The sequence below is a fragment of the Novosphingobium sp. genome, assembly GCF_031417815.1.
Classification (GTDB): domain Bacteria; phylum Pseudomonadota; class Alphaproteobacteria; order Sphingomonadales; family Sphingomonadaceae; genus Novosphingobium.
Window position 1 is genome coordinate 1 of sequence record NZ_JANOWI010000044.1, and the last position, 16975, is coordinate 16975.

At 64.4% G+C, this 16975-nt stretch carries 14 protein-coding genes and 2 tRNA genes; 8 read left to right on the top strand and 8 right to left on the bottom strand.

The annotated features are described in order from the left end of the window. The 4 genes from RMN99_RS11580 to RMN99_RS11595 all read right to left on the bottom strand — a co-directional run. Positions 1-641 (bottom strand): methylenetetrahydrofolate reductase (locus RMN99_RS11580; protein WP_309623473.1); only part of this gene is annotated, 641 nt, incomplete at its 3' end. Next, positions 634-1074 (bottom strand): methylenetetrahydrofolate reductase C-terminal domain-containing protein, encoded by a 441-nt coding sequence (locus RMN99_RS11585; RefSeq protein ID WP_309623474.1) that lies wholly within the window; start codon positions 1072-1074, stop codon positions 634-636. The genes RMN99_RS11585 and RMN99_RS11580, both read right to left, overlap by 8 nt. Further along, positions 1067-1783 carry a DUF1638 domain-containing protein gene (locus tag RMN99_RS11590; protein WP_309623475.1) on the bottom strand — a complete coding sequence of 239 codons (717 nt, stop codon included), beginning with the start codon at positions 1781-1783 and terminating at the stop codon, positions 1067-1069. Before RMN99_RS11590 ends, RMN99_RS11585 begins: the two co-directional genes overlap by 8 nt. Then, positions 1783-2469 (bottom strand): B12-binding domain-containing protein, encoded by a 687-nt coding sequence (locus RMN99_RS11595; protein ID WP_309623476.1) that lies wholly within the window; start codon positions 2467-2469, stop codon positions 1783-1785. The genes RMN99_RS11590 and RMN99_RS11595 overlap by 1 nt, the downstream gene beginning before the upstream one ends. A gap of 131 nt (positions 2470-2600) precedes the next feature. Here RMN99_RS11595 and RMN99_RS11600 point away from each other — a divergent pair, with 131 nt between their 5' ends. After that, positions 2601-3569, top strand: a complete 969-nt coding sequence (locus RMN99_RS11600; RefSeq protein ID WP_309623477.1) for a GlxA family transcriptional regulator — start codon at positions 2601-2603, stop codon at positions 3567-3569. Position 3570: 1 nt separating this feature from the next. Here RMN99_RS11600 and fghA read toward each other — a convergent pair whose 3' ends face one another. Together fghA and RMN99_RS11610 are read right to left on the bottom strand one after the other, a co-directional pair. Then, the gene (fghA, locus tag RMN99_RS11605; RefSeq protein WP_309623478.1) at positions 3571-4407 is read right to left on the bottom strand and encodes an S-formylglutathione hydrolase; all 837 of its coding nucleotides are present in this window, start codon (positions 4405-4407) and stop codon (positions 3571-3573) included. Between the two features lie 121 nt (positions 4408-4528). Continuing rightward, complete coding sequence (locus tag RMN99_RS11610; protein ID WP_309623479.1) at positions 4529-5641, bottom strand: S-(hydroxymethyl)glutathione dehydrogenase/class III alcohol dehydrogenase; 1113 nt, start codon at positions 5639-5641, stop codon at positions 4529-4531. A gap of 138 nt (positions 5642-5779) precedes the next feature. Here RMN99_RS11610 and RMN99_RS11615 point away from each other — a divergent pair, with 138 nt between their 5' ends. The 3 genes from RMN99_RS11615 to RMN99_RS11625 all read left to right on the top strand — a co-directional run bounded on the left by RMN99_RS11615 (position 5780) and on the right by RMN99_RS11625 (position 7393). Continuing rightward, a complete protein-coding gene (locus RMN99_RS11615; protein ID WP_309623480.1) occupies positions 5780-7165 on the top strand; it encodes an RNB domain-containing ribonuclease in 1386 nt (461 codons plus the stop codon). A gap of 65 nt (positions 7166-7230) precedes the next feature. After that, positions 7231-7304, top strand: a tRNA-Cys gene (locus RMN99_RS11620). 13 nt (positions 7305-7317) lie between these two features. Continuing rightward, positions 7318-7393 (top strand) — tRNA-Thr (locus tag RMN99_RS11625). 139 nt (positions 7394-7532) lie between these two features. On the opposite strand, the gene RMN99_RS11630 is transcribed toward RMN99_RS11625, so the two are convergent. Beyond that, positions 7533-9884 (bottom strand): heavy metal translocating P-type ATPase, encoded by a 2352-nt coding sequence (locus tag RMN99_RS11630; RefSeq protein ID WP_309623481.1) that lies wholly within the window; start codon positions 9882-9884, stop codon positions 7533-7535. A gap of 350 nt (positions 9885-10234) precedes the next feature. On the opposite strand from RMN99_RS11630, the gene RMN99_RS11635 reads away from it, so the two are divergent. The 3 genes from RMN99_RS11635 (at position 10235) to RMN99_RS11645 (ending at position 14640) form a co-directional block, all read left to right on the top strand. Then, entirely contained in the window at positions 10235-10735 is a 501-nt protein-coding gene (locus RMN99_RS11635) for a pyridoxamine 5'-phosphate oxidase family protein (RefSeq protein WP_309623482.1), read from the top strand. A gap of 259 nt (positions 10736-10994) precedes the next feature. After that, entirely contained in the window at positions 10995-13376 is a 2382-nt protein-coding gene (locus tag RMN99_RS11640; RefSeq protein WP_309623483.1) for a glycosyltransferase family 4 protein, read from the top strand. Further along, positions 13330-14640: a glycoside hydrolase family 130 protein gene (locus RMN99_RS11645; protein WP_309623484.1), complete on the top strand. Its 1311-nt coding sequence runs from the start codon at positions 13330-13332 to the stop codon at positions 14638-14640. Before RMN99_RS11640 ends, RMN99_RS11645 begins: the two co-directional genes overlap by 47 nt. Here RMN99_RS11645 and RMN99_RS11650 read toward each other — a convergent pair. Next, the gene (locus RMN99_RS11650; RefSeq protein WP_309623485.1) at positions 14637-15950 is read right to left on the bottom strand and encodes an aspartate aminotransferase family protein; all 1314 of its coding nucleotides are present in this window, start codon (positions 15948-15950) and stop codon (positions 14637-14639) included. The two genes, RMN99_RS11645 and RMN99_RS11650, sit on opposite strands and share 4 nt — an antisense overlap. 263 nt (positions 15951-16213) lie before the next feature. Between RMN99_RS11650 and RMN99_RS11655 the strand changes: the two genes are divergently transcribed. After that, on the top strand, positions 16214-16933 hold the full coding sequence (locus RMN99_RS11655; RefSeq protein ID WP_309623486.1) for a TorF family putative porin: 720 nt from the start codon (positions 16214-16216) through the stop codon (positions 16931-16933). The last annotated feature ends 42 nt before the right edge of the window (positions 16934-16975 follow it).

Consider the following 16975-nt stretch of genomic DNA (forward strand, 5'->3'; position numbering starts at 1 on the left):
TGCGACTGGACTAACTCTGCCCCGGCCGAAACCTTCTTGGCAAATTGATCGACCCGGGCCGTATACGGCGGAGCGAACGGGTTGATCGAGCTGCCGATCAACAGCCGCGGCGGCAGATCGAGCTGGCGGCCCGACAGGAACCGGCTTTCATCGCGCAGCGTCCGCACGGTCTGCAGCAGCGACACCGAATCAAGATCGAACACCGGCCTGGCTTCGGGATGATCGCCGACCGACACATCGTCGCCCGACAGGCACAGCACCGAGCAGACCCCCAAGGCCGAGGCGCCCAGCAGATCGCCCTGGATGGCAATGCGATTGCGGTCGCGGCACGAAACCTGGATGATCGGCGAATAGCCCTCACGCGTCAGCAGCGCGCAGACCGCCAGGCTCGACATATGGCAGTTGGCGCCCGATCCGTCGGTGGCGTTGATCGCATCGACATAGCCATCGAACAGCGCAGCCCGGCGCAGCACTTCTTCGGGATCGGCCGAATCGGGCGGGGCGATCTCGCTCGACACGGCAAAGTGCCCAGCGCGCAGCACCCGTTCGAAGCGCCCGTGCGAGGTATGCTGCGGCAGCATCGGCAACGGATCGCCGGGATTGGCACCGACTTCCGCGTAGTGCTCGTGCTGGTCAGTCATCGCGCGCCAGCTTGAGCCACGAGCTTTGCCCACCCAGCCGGTGATCGAGCGCGAAACTGGCCTCGCGGATCGCATCGCCGTGCTTCATCCGCGATGCCCCGTCCCAGGCCGCCACCCAGACGCAGCGCATTTCGGGCTTGACCTCGCAGTGGCCATCTTCGCGCACCCCGCCGCACGGGCCATTGCGCAGGGTCTTGGGGCAATTCATCGGGCACGACATGCCGGTGCGCGACAGCGCGCAATCGCCGCACATCTGGCAATCGAACAGGAAGCCTTTGGCCATGGCTTCAACCTTGGTGATCGGCTTGTCGAGCTTGCGCCCGAACACCTTCACCACGGCGCGCAGCATGGTCACAACGGCGGGATTGAAGGTGGTGTAGGCCCATTCCATCTGCCGCGAATGGCGCACTGACCAGAGCCGGACCCTATACATGCGACGTCCCCCGGATCGCATCGGCCAGATCACCATAGCCAACCTTGCGGTAAACGTAGTTGAGGCCGAGCCGCTTGGCGGCCTCCTGTGCCTTTGTCTGCAGCAACGGCGTGTCGGTCTGGGCAAGATAGACGAGGTCGCGATAGTTGCCGAAATAGGTCTCGAGCATGTCGGGCCGGGTATCGAGGCCAAGGCCTTCCCACACGAGTCGGTCAAAATGCCGCACGAGGAAATCGGTGACGAAGTAGCTGCCAATCTCGGCTTCAGTGATCTGGTTGAACAGCGGCGTGCGGGCAAAGAATTCATAGCAATGCGCATGCGGCAGCCGGTCAGCATCGTGCCGTTCCAGCACCTTGTCGAGCGCGCCGCCGGTGCCGCAATCGCCGTAGCCGATCAAGACCCGCGAATATTTATGGCGGTGCTCGGTCAGGAAGGCATCCACCCGCGGCGCGATCTGGCCCGGACGATTGTGCAATTCGGCGGGCAGGCAGTGCAGAACCATGACATCGTCCGCGATGCCAAGTTGTTCGCGCAGGGCGATGATCTCATTGGCAAGCGCGCCGCAAGCCAGCACCAGCGCGGGACCTTCGGGGTTGGCGCTGGTGGTTACGAGCGATTCCGCCGCAGCCGCCGAAGCTTCCTGCGGCCGGGCACGGCGGCCCAGCCTTGCCTGGCGGCCACCGGTCCGGCGGACAGCGGGCTCATCCATTAACGGTTCTGGCCGACCAGCGCCTTGGCCAGCTCGGCGCTGACCGCGGCATCGCGGCCATAGGAGGTGGCGTTGATCGCGTCGGCAAATTCCTGGTTGAGCGGTGCGCCGCCGACCATCACTGGCAGCGTCTTCAAGATCCCGCGCTTGTCGAGTTCCTCGATCACCACCTGCATATAAGGCATGGTGGTGGTGAGCAGCGCCGACATCCCCATGATTGCCGGATTGTGCTTGTCGATCGCGGCCAGATAGTTGTCGATCGGGTTGTTGATGCCAAGATCGATCACTTCAAAGCCCGCGCCTTCAAGCATCATGCCGACCAGGTTCTTGCCGATATCGTGAATGTCACCCTTCACCGTGCCGATCACATAGGTGCCCAGGCTGGCCTTGGAATCGCTGCTGGCGAGGATCGGACGCAGCAGGCCCATCCCGCTTTTCATCGCCCCGGCGCACTGCAGCACTTCAGGCACGAACAGGATCCCGTCGCGGAAATCGATCCCGACGATCCGCATCCCTTCGACCAAGGCTTCGGCCAGCACATCGTTGGCGCTCCAGCCGCGATCGAGCAGGATCTGGGTGCCTTCGTGCACTTCATCGGCGAGGCCGTCGTAGAGATCGTCCTTCATCTGTTCGACCAGATCGGCGTCGTTCAGATCGCGCAGAATGATGTCTTCGCCCTCGGCCATCGCTCACCCCTCAAACTCGCTGCGCATCGACCATGCAATTGCCAAGACATACTGCGGCAAAGGCTGCAGCATATATATTCCATTTGCGTCAGATGCTGATACATTTGCGACATGACAAATAGGCATGAAGCGTGACCGAGCCCGGCCGAACAGGACGCTGGCCGCGCAGCTTTGCCTTTGTGCTGGTCAAAGACTTTTCGATGATGCCGTTTACCGCCGCGATCGAGCCGCTGCGCGCGGCCAACCGGATGTCGGGCCAGACGCTCTATCAGTGGCGCACGCTGAGCAAGGATGGCGCTCCGGTGCGCGCCAGCAACGGCGCCATGGTTCAGGTCGATGGGATGCTGCGGCTGGTCGGGCTGGCCGATGCGGTGGTGGTCTGCGCCGGGATCAATGCCTACGATCACCGCGATCCGGACCTGGCGGCACAGCTGCGCCGCGCCTCGCGCCAGGGCGCGCTGATCGGCTCGGTCTGTTCGGGCAGCATCGTGCTGGCCGATGCCGGATTGCTTGATGGGCGGCGCTGCACAGGCCACTGGGAAGACCTGGAAACGCTGGCCGAAAACTATCCCGCGCTGGACGTGACCAAAAGCATCTACGAAATCGACGGCAACCGCTTCACCTGTTCGGGCGGGACCGCCCCGCTCGACCTGATGCTCAATTTCATCGCCCAGGATTTCGGGCGCGATCTGGCCGCACAGGTCGCCGATCAGATGTTGCACCATTCGGCGCGCGCTGCCGCCGGGCCGCAGCGCCTGGCCTTGAGCGAGCGCACCGGTGTGCGCCACCCCGGGTTGCTCGATGTGATCGGAGCGATGGAGGCCAACATCGAAAATCCGTTGCCATTGCCCGCCTTGGCAGCACATGCCGGACTGTCTCTGCGCCAGTTGGAGCGGCACTTTGCGGCCCATCTGGGCCAGCGTCCGGCGGCTTATTACCGCAATCTGCGGTTGGGCCGGGCGCGCCAGCTGGTCCAGCAGACCGGCCTTTCGATGCTCGAAGTGGCCGTCGCCACCGGGTTCTCTTCGGCCTCCCATTTCGCGCGCGAATACCGCCGCGCCCATGGCCATGCCCCCAGCACTGATCGCACCGCAGCCTAGGTCATCGTTTCAGCCGTTCGCCGTGCCAGGCCACGTGATCGGCCATGAAGCTGGCGATGAAATAGTACGAATGGTCATAGCCCGGCTGCATCCGCACTGTCGCCGCAATCCCGGCCTTCTTGCAGGCCAGCACCAGCAGCCCCGGCTTGAGCTGTTGATGGAGGAAATTATCCGCCTCGCCCTGATCGACCAGCAGATCGGGCAACCGCGCGCCGTCTTCGATCAGCGCGCAGGCATCGTATTGCCGCCAGTGCGCCTGGTCCGCGCCAAGGTATCCGCCCAGCGCCTTTTCGCCCCACGGGCAGTTCATCGGGCTGACGATCGGGGCAAAGGCGCTGACCGACTTGAACCGGCCGGGATTGCGCAGCGCGATGGTCAGCGCGCCGTGGCCGCCCATCGAGTGGCCGGTGATCCCCTGCCGCGCCATGTCGGCCGCGGGAAACTCCGCCCCGATCAGCGCGGGCAGTTCCTGTTCGATGTAGCTGCGCATCTGGAAATTCGCGGCCCACGGTGCCTCGGTCGCATCGACATAGAAGCCCGCGCCCTTGCCGAAATCATAGCCTTCATCATCGGGCACATCATCGCCGCGCGGGCTTGTATCGGGGGCGATAGAGATGATGCCGTGCTGCGCACAGGCCGCGCGAAACTCGCCCTTTTCGGTAACGTTGGCGTGGGTGCAGGTCAGCCCCGAAAGGAACCACAGCACCGGCAATTTTGCGCCTACCGCATGATCAGGCACGAACACCGAGAAAGTCATCGGCGTGCCGGTGACGGCGGACTGGTGGGTATAGACCCCCTGAGTGCCGCCGTGGGCGCGGTTGCTTGATACCTGTTCCATAGTGCTTCTCCTCCCTCCCGCTTGCGGGAGGGGCCGGGGGTGGGTCAGTCAGCGGTCGGGCGGAAGGCCAGAATTGACTGGCCCACCCCTAACCCCTCCCGCAAGCGGGAGGGGGACTAGACTAGAAAACGACGACGCTGCGAATGCTTTTCCCCGCATGCATCAGCGCGAAGGCCTCGTTGATCTCCTCCAGCCCCATCACGTGGGTGATCATCGGGTCGATCTCGATCTTGCCGGTCATGTACATATCGACGATCCCCGGCACGTCCGTCCGCCCCTTGGCCCCGCCAAATGCGGTGCCGCGCCAGTTGCGCCCGGTCACCAGCTGGAACGGTCGGGTGGCGATTTCCTTGCCCGCTTCGGCCACGCCGATGATGATCGAGGTGCCCCAGCCGCGGTGGCAGGCTTCCAATGCGGTGCGCATCACTTCGGTGTTGCCGGTGGCATCGAAAGTATAGTCCGCGCCGCCATCGGTCAGCGCGACGATCGCGGCAACCGTCTCTTCGCGGCTCATGCCCCTGGAGTTGAGGAAGTCGGTCATCCCGAACTTGCGGCCCCATTCTTCGCGGTCGGGATTGATGTCGACCCCGATGATCTTGCCCGCACCCGCCAGCCGCGCGCCCTGGATCACGTTGAGCCCGATCCCGCCCAGCCCGAAAATAACGACGTTATCGCCGACCTGGACCTTGGCGGTGTTGATCACCGCGCCGACCCCGGTGGTCACCCCGCAGCCAATGTAGCAGGCGGACTGGAACGGCGCGTCCTCGCGGATCTTCGCCACGGCAATCTCGGGCAGCACGGTGAAGTTCGAGAACGTTGAACAGCCCATGTAGTGGAAAATCGTCTCGCCCTTGTACGAAAACCGGCTGGTGCCATCGGGCATCAGGCCCTGGCCCTGTGTGGCGCGGATCGCGGTGCACAGGTTGGTCTTGCCCGAAAGGCAGCTTTTGCACTGGCGGCATTCGGGCGTGTAAAGCGGGATCACATGATCGCCCGGCTTCACCGAAGTTACGCCAGCACCAACCTCGCGCACGATCCCGGCGCCTTCATGACCCAGCACCGAGGGAAAGATCCCTTCGGAGTCAAACCCGTCGAGCGTGTAGGCATCGGTGTGGCAAATCCCGGTGGCCATGATCTCGACCAGCACTTCGCCGGCCTTGGGCCCTTCAAGATCGAGCTCGACAATCTCGAGCGGCTGCTTGGGCGCAAAGGCGACGGCTGCACGGGTCTTCATGGGCGGGGATCCTCTTCGGTGCCTGATGTTCGTGCGGCGCTTATCGCGCGGGGCTTTGCGCCGTCAATGCCGCGCTATCCGCGATGCCGAAAAGGCATCGGCTTGGCAATCGCAGCCCACACAGCTAGCGCGAGACTTATGAGAGCCTTGAAAGATCCCGATTGTCTGCTGGCCGAAGGTCTGGCCGCGATCCGCGCCCAGTTCAAGGTGCCCGCCGCGTTCCCGCCGCAAGTGCTCGCCGCCGCCGAGCAAGCGGCGCGGCGCGTGCCCAGCGAACATGCCGACCGCACCGCGGTGGCTTTCGTCACGCTCGATCCCGCCAGTTCGACCGACCTGGATCAGGCCTTCGCGATCGAGGCGTCCGGAAGCGATCTGCTGCTCCACTATGCGATCGCCGACGTGCCGTGGTTTGTCCGCGATGGCGATCCCATCGATACCGAGGCCTGGGCGCGCGGCGAGACGTTCTATCTGCCCGATGGCAAGGCCGGTCTGCACCCGCCGCTGCTGGCCGAGAACGTCGCCAGCCTGCTCCCCGATGGCGACCGCCCGGCGGTGGTGTTCACCACCCGCGTCGCCCCCGATGGCGGGGTAAAGCTGGAAGGGGCCGAACGCGCCATGATCCGCAGCCGCGCCAAGCTGGGTTATGAGACCGCCACGCCCGCGCAATTGCCCGCAGGCTTTGCCGACCTCGCCCGGCGCATTGCCGCGGCCGAAGCGGCCCGCGGCGCCGCCCGGGTTGATCCGCCCGAGCAGGAAGTCGAGCGTGACGCAGCCGGCCATTTCACCCTCCGACTGCGCCCGCTGACCCTGGCCGAACGCAGCAACGCCGCGCTCTCACTCGCCACCAATCTGGCAGTGGCCGACGCGCTCTATGCCGCCAAAACCGGGCTGTTCCGGGTGATGGCCGGGCCCGATTCGCGCGCCGTTGCACGGCTGCGCTTTACCGCCAAGGCCTTTGGCCTGGCCTGGCCCGAACAGGCCACCCTCGAACAGTTCGAGCGCACGCTTGACGCGGCTGATCCCGCCGCCGCGGCCTTCATGCTGGCGATCCGCCGTGCCGGCAACGGGGCCAGCTACGTGCCTTATGAAGCCGGCGTGAAACCATGGCACGCCGCAATGGCCGCGACTTATTGCCACATGACCGCCCCGCTGCGCCGCCTGGCCGATCGTTATGTCGTGCGCGCGGCGCTCAGTGTGGCCAATGGCCGCCCGGTCGAAGGCGAAGTCGAGGCTGCCTTCAAGCGCCTCGGCCCGGTGATGGGCAAGGCCGATGCCCGCGCCGGGCAGGTTGAGCGCGCGGTGGTCGATCTGGCCGAAGCCGCGATGCTGGCTGACCGCCAGGGCGAAAGCTTTGCCGCAGTGGTCACCCAGATTGACGAGGCCGGAACCCGGATCCAGCTGTGCGACCTGCCGGTAGTCGCCCGCACAACCGCGCACGGCGTCAAGCCCGGCCAGCGCATCACCGTGCGGCTCGATACGGCCGACCCGGTGCGCCGGATCGTGGGCTTCAGCCGCATGGCGTGATTGGTCTTGCGCGCGATAAGCGCCTAAGCTAGTGGCGCACGCTTCTGCGGGAAGCTGCGGAATGAGGCCCGATGGCGGAGTGGTTACGTAGCGGACTGCAAATCCGCGCACGCCGGTTCGATTCCGGCTCGGGCCTCCAATCTATGCGAAGTGCCGCTTTAGCTCAGTCGGTAGAGCACATCATTCGTAATGATGGGGTCACAGGTTCGAATCCTGTAAGCGGCACCATTGCTAATCTGAAATCCGGCGACCGGCGCGAGGCTGTGCCATCTGAACGTCCGCGTGCGCAGAAACCCGGCAGGTCGCTCGGCGTCCATCACCAGATGGAAGGCTGCAATCGCCAATCGACGGCAGGTTTCGATCCTTTTTAGAGCCGTACTGTCCGCAGCCGCAGTGAATTGCCGATCACCGCGACCGAGCTGAAAGCCATGGCCGCGCCGGCAATGATCGGACTCAGCAGCAAGCCGAAGCTGGGGTAGAGAATCCCTGCCGCGACGGGAATTCCAGCCGCGTTGAACACGAAGGAAAAGAACAGGTTCTCGCGGATGTTGCGCATCACGGCGCGGCTCAGCCGCCGCGCCCGGACGATCCCGCCAAGATCGCCTTTGACCAGCGTGATCGCCGCACTCTCCATCGCCACGTCGGTCCCGGTGCCCATGGCGATCCCGACATCCGCTGCAGCGAGGGCTGGCGCATCGTTGATCCCGTCCCCCGCCATGCCGACCCTGCGTCCCTCGCGGCGCAGCTGTTCGACCACTTTCTGTTTCTGCTCGGGCAGCACGTCCGCCATGACTTCATCGATGCCCCCGATCTTGCGCGCGACTGCCTCGGCAGTACGGCGATTGTCGCCGGTCAACATCACCACGCGCACCCCGTCGCGGCGCAGTGCAGCAACCGCCGCGATCGCGCTTTCCTTGATCGGATCGGCGACCACGATCAGCCCCGCAAGCTGGCCATCGACGGCGAGGAACATCACCCCCTGGCCATCGGCGCGCAATGCGTCCGCGCGGGCGGCAAGCGGCGCCGGATCGACCTTGAGCAGTTCCATCATTGCAGCGTTACCCAGCCCGACAGACTGTTCTGCAATACGGGCCGTCACGCCCTTTCCGGTGTGCGAAGCGAACCCGGAAACCGGGGGCAGAGCCAGGTTGCGTGTCTCGGCACCATCGACAATGGCCGCGGCCAGCGGATGTTCGCTACCCCGTTCGAGTGCGGCGGCCTGGGCAAGAAGCACGTCTTCAGCGAAACCTTTCGCGACGACGACCTCGACCAGCCTGGGCTTGCCGAGTGTCAACGTGCCGGTCTTGTCGACCACCAGGGTATCGATTTTTTCAGTCAGTTCGAGCGCTTCGGCATTCTTGACCAGTACGCCCGAAGCGGCACCGCGGCCTGTGCCCACCATGATCGACATCGGCGTCGCCAGCCCCAGGGCGCAGGGACAGGCTATGATCAGCACCGCAACGGCATTGATCAGCGCGTGGCTGAGACGCGGCTCGGGTCCCCACACAAGCCACACCGCAAAAGCCACTACCGCGATCGCAATGACCCCCGGAACGAACCAGCCGGCGACCTTGTCCGCCAGCGCCTGGATCGGGGCGCGTGAGCGCTGTGCTGCAGCAACCATATGCACGATCTGCGACAGCACCGTATCGCTTCCGACGCGCTCGGCGCGCATCAACAACCCGCCGGTGCCGTTCACCGTGGCTCCGGTCACCTTATCGCCTGTGCCCTTTTCGACCGGAACCGGTTCGCCGCTGATCATCGATTCATCGACCGAGGAATGACCCTCGGTCACGGTTCCATCGGCCGGAACTTTTTCGCCGGGGCGGACCCGGAGCAGATCACCGGGCTGGACTTCCGCAAGCGGAACATCGGCTTCAGTACCGTCGGCAGCAACCCGCCGGGCGGTCTTGGGAGCAAGACCAAGCAGCGCACGGATTGCCCGGCCGGTAGCCGATCGCGCCTGCAGTTCAAGCACTTGCCCAAGCAGCACCAGCGCTGTGATAACCGCGGCGGCTTCGTAATAGACCGGCACCATTCCGCCCATCGTCCGTGCGGCGAGAGGAAAGATGCCGGGGGCAAAGGTTGCCACCAGGCTGAACAGATAAGCGGCGCCGACACCCAGCGAAATCAATGTGAACATGTTGAGGTTGCGGGTCTTGAGCGATGCCCAGCCGCGTTCAAAGAACGGCCAGGCGCCCCACACCACCACCGGGGTTGCAATCGCAAACTGAACCCAGATCGAAAGAGCCATAGGCAGCGGATGCCACCCGGTCAGTTCGGCCCCCATCGTCAGGATCAGCAACGGAACCGACAGCGCCGCGCAGACCCGGAACCGGCGGGTCATGGCGATCAGCTCGGGATTTGGGCCCTCGTCGAGGCTTGGCTGCAGCGGCTCCAGCGCCATCCCGCAGATCGGACACGTACCGGGCCCGCCGCGCCGGATCTGCGGGTGCATCGGGCAGGTCCAGATGGTTCCGGACACGGCGGATTGCGGAGGGGCTTTCGGTTTCTGGTAAGCGGCGGGATCGCCAGCAAACTTGCGCGCGCACTGTTCGCTGCAGAAATGCCAGGTCACGCCGGCGACTTCATGGCGGTGCTGGCTCGTCGCCGGATCGACTTCCATCCCGCAGACCGGATCGGTCACCTTGCCCACCACCCCGCCTTGCGCGTGGCGGTGTTGCTGGGGGTCCTGGTCTGCTGCTGGTTCGGGTTTCATGGAACTTCCCTAACGGCCAGCGCAGGGATTGGTTGCTCCTGGAGGTCAAGCCCAGCAACATCACCAAGGCTGCTCGAACTGCGGCCAGCTCCAGGCATCGACCCTTCGCTTGCGAAAGTCCATCGATGCCAATGAACGGTCAATATTCGGGTCACAGGTTCGAAACCCGCAAGTGCACGTGACCTCTCATCTTCTCGCAAAACTTCCATCCTCACGCGCGGTTTGCTCAACTCGCCTATAGCTTTGGGCAGACTGGCGCAGTCATGGAACTTGCCCGCGCCGAGGGTGTTAGATTGGCATGGCAAGCGCCCGGTCTGACCGAGTCGCGCTGCGTTTGATGGAGACTTGCGATGACCGATAGCCAAGACCTGAGCCGCGAATTCTGGAAAGCGCTCGACGACTCGCGGACGGTCATGCTGGGCACGGTAGGCGAGGGCCGGGTCGCAGCCCGGCCGATGACCGCGCAGACCGATGAAGACATCAAGGATGGCTCGATTTACTTCTTCGCCTCGCGCGGGGAAGGGATCGGGCAGGAGGTGCTGGATGGCGCCACCCACGCCCATTTTGCCTTCCAGTCGAAGGATCATGCGATTCTGGCCAGCGCGCTCGGTCCGATTGCTGCGGTGGATGATCCGGCGATGGTCGACAAACTGTGGTCGTTTCTCGCTGGCCTCTATTATGATCAAGGCAAACGCGATCCCGATCTGGTGCTGCTGCGCTTTACGCCGCCCGAATTCGAAGTCTGGCGCTCAACCGCCACCGGCTTTCTCAAAACGATCGCCTCCAAGCTGGCAGGCCGTGATCCCGGCGCGGCGCAGAGCCTGGACAATCGGGCGACCATCCCCGCCTGACGGTGCGGGCCCTGGTCAATGCGGGGAGCCCTGTGCGCCAGGAATGCCGTGCGGCGGTCGTTGCCCGATGGCCGGAAAAATCGGACGAAGGCGTTTTAGCGATTTCGGGCAGAACCATTGTTTCGCAGTCGCAGCAATGCATACGTATCCGCAATCTGCCGCATTGACCGGACGCCACAACAGGGTCTTGCTGCAGTGCAGCAGGAACCTTTCGCAACTGCGGTCGTTAATTGCGATGTGCACAAGGGACGACAGGATCATGGGATATCACAGCGCAGGAGATGCCTTTTTGGGCGATGGCCAACCCGCCGCCCGCAAAATTGTTTCACTTTTCAATGACGATGGGCCGCTTGCCAATGCCCACCGCCCGGGACGGGTGGCGCTGGTTGGCACCTATTCTCCGCGCAAATGCGGCATTGCGACGTTCACCGCCGATCTGGTCGAACAGCTTGGCCGCCATCATCCCGCAATTTCGGCAGAGGTCTATGCCCTCGATCACGCTGGCACTGCCGACCAATACGCAGCGCTGGCCGGCTGGATCGATTGCAGCCAGCCGGATTGCTATGCCGCTGCCGCGCGGCAGATCAATGAAAGCGCGGTCGATGCGGTGTGGCTGCAGCACGAATTCGGGATTTTTGGCGGCCCCGACGGCGACATGGTCTGCGATTTTGCCGATCGCCTTGCGGCCCCGCTGGTCGTCACGTTTCACACCGTCCTGGGGGCGCCATCGCCGGGTCAGCGGCGCATTACCGAGCACCTGATCGCGCGCGCATCGCGCATCATGGTCATGTCGCAACACGGGGCCGACCTGTTGACCGCGCACTATGGTGCCCCGCCCGAACTGGTGGCGGTGATCCCGCATGGCGCGCCCGATCGGCCGTTCGGGCGCGAAGACCTGTTCAAGCAGCGCTTCGGCCTGGCCGGGCGCAAGGTGATCATGACCTTCGGGCTGATCGGTCCGGGCAAGGGGCTGGAGCAGGTGATCGAAGCCATGCCGGCGATTATCGCCCGCCATCCCGAGGCGGTCTACCGCGTGGTTGGGGCAACGCACCCCAACCTGCTGGCCCGCGACGGTGAAAGCTACCGCGAACGGCTGGTGGACCTGGCCGAGCAGCTGGGGGTGGCCGGGCACATCGCGTGGGAAAACCGCTTCCTTGGCACCGAGGAACTGCTCGACCAGCTCGAAGCCTGCGACATCTATGTAACGCCCTATTTCAACCTGCAGCAGGCCACATCGGGCACGCTGAGCTATGCCGTGGCGCTCGGCAAAGCGGTTGTTTCCACCCCATACGTCCATGCCCGCGAATTGCTGGCCGACGGGATCGGGGTGCTGGTCGAACCCAATTCGAGCGCGGCGATCAGCGCTGCGGTGATCCGTCTGCTTGACGATCCCGATCATTTCGCTGCGACCAAACGGCGGGCCTATGGCGCCGGACGCAAGACCATCTGGCCGCGCTTTGCCGATGCCACTGCGGCGCTGCTGCGCCAAGCCATACGGCCCGATGCGCGCGACATTCCGCTGAGCGCGACACCGGGCCTGCTGGGGCTGTTTGCAACGAGCGATTCCACCGGCATCCTGCAACACGCGATCGGCGTGGTGCCGGACCGGCGCCATGGCTATTGCCTTGATGATAATGCCCGGGCGCTGATCCTGATGAACGTTGCGCAGGGGCTTTCACCCGCCGAGCGGCTGGGCTGGTCTTCGACCTATGCCAGCTTCATCCAGCATGCCTGGAACCCGGATCGCAGCACGTTCCGCAATTTCATGCGCTTTGAACGCACCTGGTGCGAAGAAGCGGGTTCGGATGATTCGTTCGGCCGCGCCGTCTGGGCGCTGGGCCACACCGCGGCCAATGCGCCCGATCCTGACATCGCATTCTGGGCCCGGCGCTGGTTCGATACCGCGATCCCGCATTTCGCGCGGGTCGATTCGCCGCGTGCCATGGCCTTTGGCACCCTGGGGGCCTGCGCGCTGCTGCGCACCGGCGAGCACCACGAACAGGCCTGGGCGCTGGCCGAACGCAGCGGGGCGAAGCTGGCCTACCTGCTCGATACGAGCCGCCGCCCCGACTGGGCCTGGTTCGAGGCGGTACTGGCCTATGACAACCCCCGCCTGCCCCAGGCCCTGATCGAGGCGGGCCGGATCCTGCATCGCGGCGATTGGGTGCAGGCCGGGCTTGAAACGCTGGACTGGATCGCCGATCGCCAGACGGCAGCCGAAGGGCATTTCCGCCCGGTCGGTTCGGAAACCTTCGGGCTTCAGCACGATCAGAAGCCGTTCGATCAGCAACCGCTCGAAGCCCAGGCCGCGATCGAGGCCTGCGCCACAGCCTTTGCCGCCACCGGCAATCGCCGCTGGGCCGATCACGCGCAGGCCGCCTATCGCTGGTTCTTCGGCGCGAACGACCGCGGCGCGGTTTTGGCCGATCTCGCGTCGGGCCGCTGCCGCGATGGGGTCAATCCGCGTGGCCGCAACGAGAATTGCGGGGCTGAATCGATCCTGGCATTTCAACTCGCCCATTATTCCGTGCTAGAGATGCTCCACGGCGAACAACCCGCCGACGCGACGCGGACCAAGGACGCTGGGGGCGAAGTTGAACAAAGCCGAGACATTCGAAACCAGTCCCTTGCGCATCCTTGATACGCGCCTGCATGCCGATCCGTCGCGGGTCGTGCTGCGCCCGTTTCACCTTGGTTGGCAATCGACCAGTGCGCCAGGCGAACGGGCGAGGCGGCTAGTCGAGGACGTGGCCGGGCTGAGCAAAGCGCGGGCCAACGAGGAATATGCCCGCGTGGTCCGCGATTTTTCCGGCCGCCACTGGCAAACCGAGCAGATGTTCGACGAACGCTACCGCGAAGTCGAAGCCATGCTCGCGCTTGACGGCACGCGCTTTACCGAGCGGCGCAAGCGGCTGATCGGCGCCTATTTCTGCCACGAATACACTTATGCGGCGGCGGCGCTGATGAACCCGTCGATCGTGCCGCATCCTGACCAGTCAGGCATGGCCGAAGGCGCAACCCGGTTCGTGCTGAGCCTGCGTGCGGTGGGCGAGGGGCACATCTCCTCGATCGCCTTCCGCGAAGGAATTGCTGATGCCGATGGAACGTTCCAGCTCTGGCCGCAAAGTGCCTTTGCCACTTCGGTCGAGCTTGACGACGAAAGTCTGCACGACTGCGACAGCGCGGTCACCGTGCATCGCCATCCCGAAAGCAACCTGTCGAACACCGTGATTTTCCCGATCACCGAACAGCAGCGCGGCGGGCTGGAAGACCTGCGGCTGGTGCAGTTCGAACACGACGATGGCAGCCGCGAATGGATCGGCACCTATACCGCCTATTCGGGCAGTTCGATCCGTTCCGAACTGCTGCGCACCCGCGATTTCCGGCGCTTCCAGCTTGAACCAATCGATGGAGCGGCGGGCCGCAACAAGGGCATGGCGCTGTTCCCAAGGAAGATCGACGGGCGCTACACCATGGTTGGGCGGCAGGACGGCAAGAACCTGTTCCTGCTCCGCTCGGACCGGCTCGGTTGCTGGGACGACGAGGGCGTTTTGCTGATGGAGCCCAAATATCCTTGGGAATTCATCCAGATCGGCAATTGCGGTTCGCCGATCCTGACCGATGCCGGCTGGCTGCTGTTTACCCATGGAGTGGGCGCGATGCGCAAATATGCGCTGGGCTGCGCGCTGCTTGACCGCGACGATCCTTCGAAAGTGCTGGCCCGCACCAGCGAGCCGGTGCTGACCGCCGAAGACGCCGACCGCTCGGGCTATGTGCCCAACGTCGTCTATACCTGCGGCGCGCTGCAAGTCGGCGGGCGGCTGCTGGTGCCCTATGGCATTTCCGACAGCGCCGTGGGCTTTGCCACGGTCAGGATCGACGATCTGATCGCCTCGATGGTCTAGTCAATAACCGCCAGAATTTCGGCAATCCTGCCGACGATTTCGTCGATATGGCTGCGTTCAAGGATCAGCGGCGGCGACAGCGCGATGATATCGCCGGTCACCCGGATCAGCAGCCCGGCGTCGAAGCAGCGGTGGAACAGCTCCATCGCCCGCTTGGTCGGCGCGCCGGGGCGGGGTTCAAGCTCAATCCCGCCGATCAGGCCGATATTGCGGCAATCGATCACGTGGCGGGCTGCTTTCAGCGAATGGATCGCATCGGCCCAATAGTCTTCCAGCCCGGCTGCCGCTTCGAACAGGTTGTCGTCGCGGTAGATGTCGAGCGTGGCTTGCGCCGCAGCGCAGGCGAGCGGGTGGCCCGAATAGGTATAGCCGTGGAACAGTTCGATCCCCGGCGCAGCGTTATCAGCGATGGTATCGTGCAATTCGCGCCGCACCGCCACCGCGCCCATCGGCACGGCGGCATTGGTCAGCCCCTTGGCCATGGTGATGATATCGGGCGTCACCCCAAAGCGTTCGGCGGCGGTCGCCTTGCCCAGCCGGCCGAAGGCGGTGATCACTTCGTCAAAAATCAGGACGATGCCGTGGGTGTCGCAGATTTCGCGCAGCCGCTGCAGATAGCCCTGCGGCGGCACCAGCACCCCGGTTGAGCCCGCCACCGGCTCGACAATCACCGCCGCGATCGTCTCGGCGCCGTGCAGGGCAACGAGCCGTTCCAGATCTTCGGCAAGTTCGGCCCCATGCGGCGGAATTCCGCGCGAAAAAGCATTACGCGCGGGATCATGCGTGTGGCGCATGTGATCGACGCCGGTCAGCAAGGTGCCGAACTGGCGACGATTGCCGACGATCCCGCCCACCGAGATCCCGCCGAAACCGACCCCGTGATAGCCGCGTTCGCGCCCGATCAACCGGGTCCGGGTGCCCTGCCCCCGCGCGCGCTGATAGGCCAGCGCGATCTTGAGCGCGGTGTCGACGCTTTCTGATCCCGAATTGGTGAAAAAGATCCGGTCCAGCCCGGCGGGCATCAGCAGCGCTAGCCGCGAGGCGGTTTCAAAGGCCTGCGGGTGAGCTAGCTGGAAGGTCGGCGCGAAATCGAGCTCACCCGCCGCCTTGCGGATCGCTTCGACGATCCGGCTGCGGCCATGCCCGGCATTGACGCACCACAGGCCGCCCGTGCCATCGAGCACCTGATGCCCGGCCGAGGCGGTATAATGCATCCCCTTGGCGGCAACGAACATGCGCGGGTTGGCCTTGAAGTAGCGGTTGTCGGTAAACGGCATCCAGAAGGCAGACAGATCATTGGGATCGGGCACGCGGCAAGTCTCCAGGCCAAAGGGCATCGCAGGTCTTAAGCGCAGCCTATGGCGGGAGCCACCCGGTTCGCAAGCCGTCAGCCTATCGGAAAAGCCGATAGCTATAGCTGCGATAAATCCCATTGGTAATACCGCACGATTGCCGTCATGGACTGTGCAGGAGGAGGTTGAGCTCCAGAAATGGCGGTATCGTGTGCCTCGGCAGTGTTGCACCAGGCCCGAATGCAGCGCCATCTGCTCAGCCGCAAAATGAGGATGCGCCCATGAAGACGATCACCATTCGCTGTGCCGCCATGCTTGCAGCAACGCTGACCCTGCCCGGTCTGGCGCAGGCCGACGAGGCCGAAGCCGAGGCCGAGGCCACCCCGGCCTTCGATATTTCGGGTGAGGTTGGCCTGCTCACCGACTACCGGTTTCGCGGGCTGTCGCTGTCGGACAAAAGCCCCGAGGCGACCGCATCGCTGAGCATCGAGCACCAGTCGGGGCTCTATGGCTCGGCTTGGGCTTCGAATGTGGAACTGGGTAGCGGAAAGGCCGACGACCTTGAGGTTGACTGGACGGTGGGCTTTTCGAAAGACGTTGGCCGGGTCAATCTCGATGTCGGGGGGACCTACTACACCTACCTCGACAGCAAGGACCTCAACTACTTCGAACTCTATGGCGCCGTCGGCACGGCGGTCGGGCAGGCCGAAGTAAAGGTCGGGGTTGCCTATGCCCCGGTGCAAGACAGTATCGGCGGCGAGGACAACACTTATATCTATGTCGCGGGTGAAGTGCCGCTGGGCGATGGGCCGGTATCGCTGCACGGCACCTTCGGGATCGAAGATGGCGCCTTTGGTGATAGCAAGAAGGACTGGGCATTAGGGCTCAGCGTCGATCTTGGCAGCGGACTGACCGGGAGCGTCGATTACGTCGACACCGCCCACGCGCTGACCACGGCGGGTGATCCGACCGTGGTGGCATCGCTCAAGTTCGGATTCTAGGGTAGGGTTGCCCAGCGGGGTGCAATTTCGCGCCCCGCCCCG

Excerpts from the sequence above, each read along its gene's own strand:
- RMN99_RS11615 (WP_309623480.1), top strand. The coding sequence starts at position 5,780 with ATGAGAGCCTTGAAAGATCCCGATTGTCTGCTGGCCGAAGGTCTGGCC.
- RMN99_RS11585 (WP_309623474.1), bottom strand. The coding sequence starts at position 1,074 with ATGTATAGGGTCCGGCTCTGGTCAGTGCGCCATTCGCGGCAGATGGAA.
- RMN99_RS11595 (WP_309623476.1), bottom strand. The coding sequence starts at position 2,469 with ATGGCCGAGGGCGAAGACATCATTCTGCGCGATCTGAACGACGCCGAT.
- RMN99_RS11610 (WP_309623479.1), bottom strand. The coding sequence starts at position 5,641 with ATGAAGACCCGTGCAGCCGTCGCCTTTGCGCCCAAGCAGCCGCTCGAG.
- RMN99_RS11640 (WP_309623483.1), top strand. The coding sequence starts at position 10,995 with ATGGGATATCACAGCGCAGGAGATGCCTTTTTGGGCGATGGCCAACCC.
- RMN99_RS11655 (WP_309623486.1), top strand. The coding sequence starts at position 16,214 with ATGAAGACGATCACCATTCGCTGTGCCGCCATGCTTGCAGCAACGCTG.
- RMN99_RS11635 (WP_309623482.1), top strand. The coding sequence starts at position 10,235 with ATGACCGATAGCCAAGACCTGAGCCGCGAATTCTGGAAAGCGCTCGAC.
- RMN99_RS11630 (WP_309623481.1), bottom strand. The coding sequence starts at position 9,884 with ATGAAACCCGAACCAGCAGCAGACCAGGACCCCCAGCAACACCGCCAC.
- RMN99_RS11590 (WP_309623475.1), bottom strand. The coding sequence starts at position 1,783 with ATGGATGAGCCCGCTGTCCGCCGGACCGGTGGCCGCCAGGCAAGGCTG.
- fghA (WP_309623478.1), bottom strand. The coding sequence starts at position 4,407 with ATGGAACAGGTATCAAGCAACCGCGCCCACGGCGGCACTCAGGGGGTC.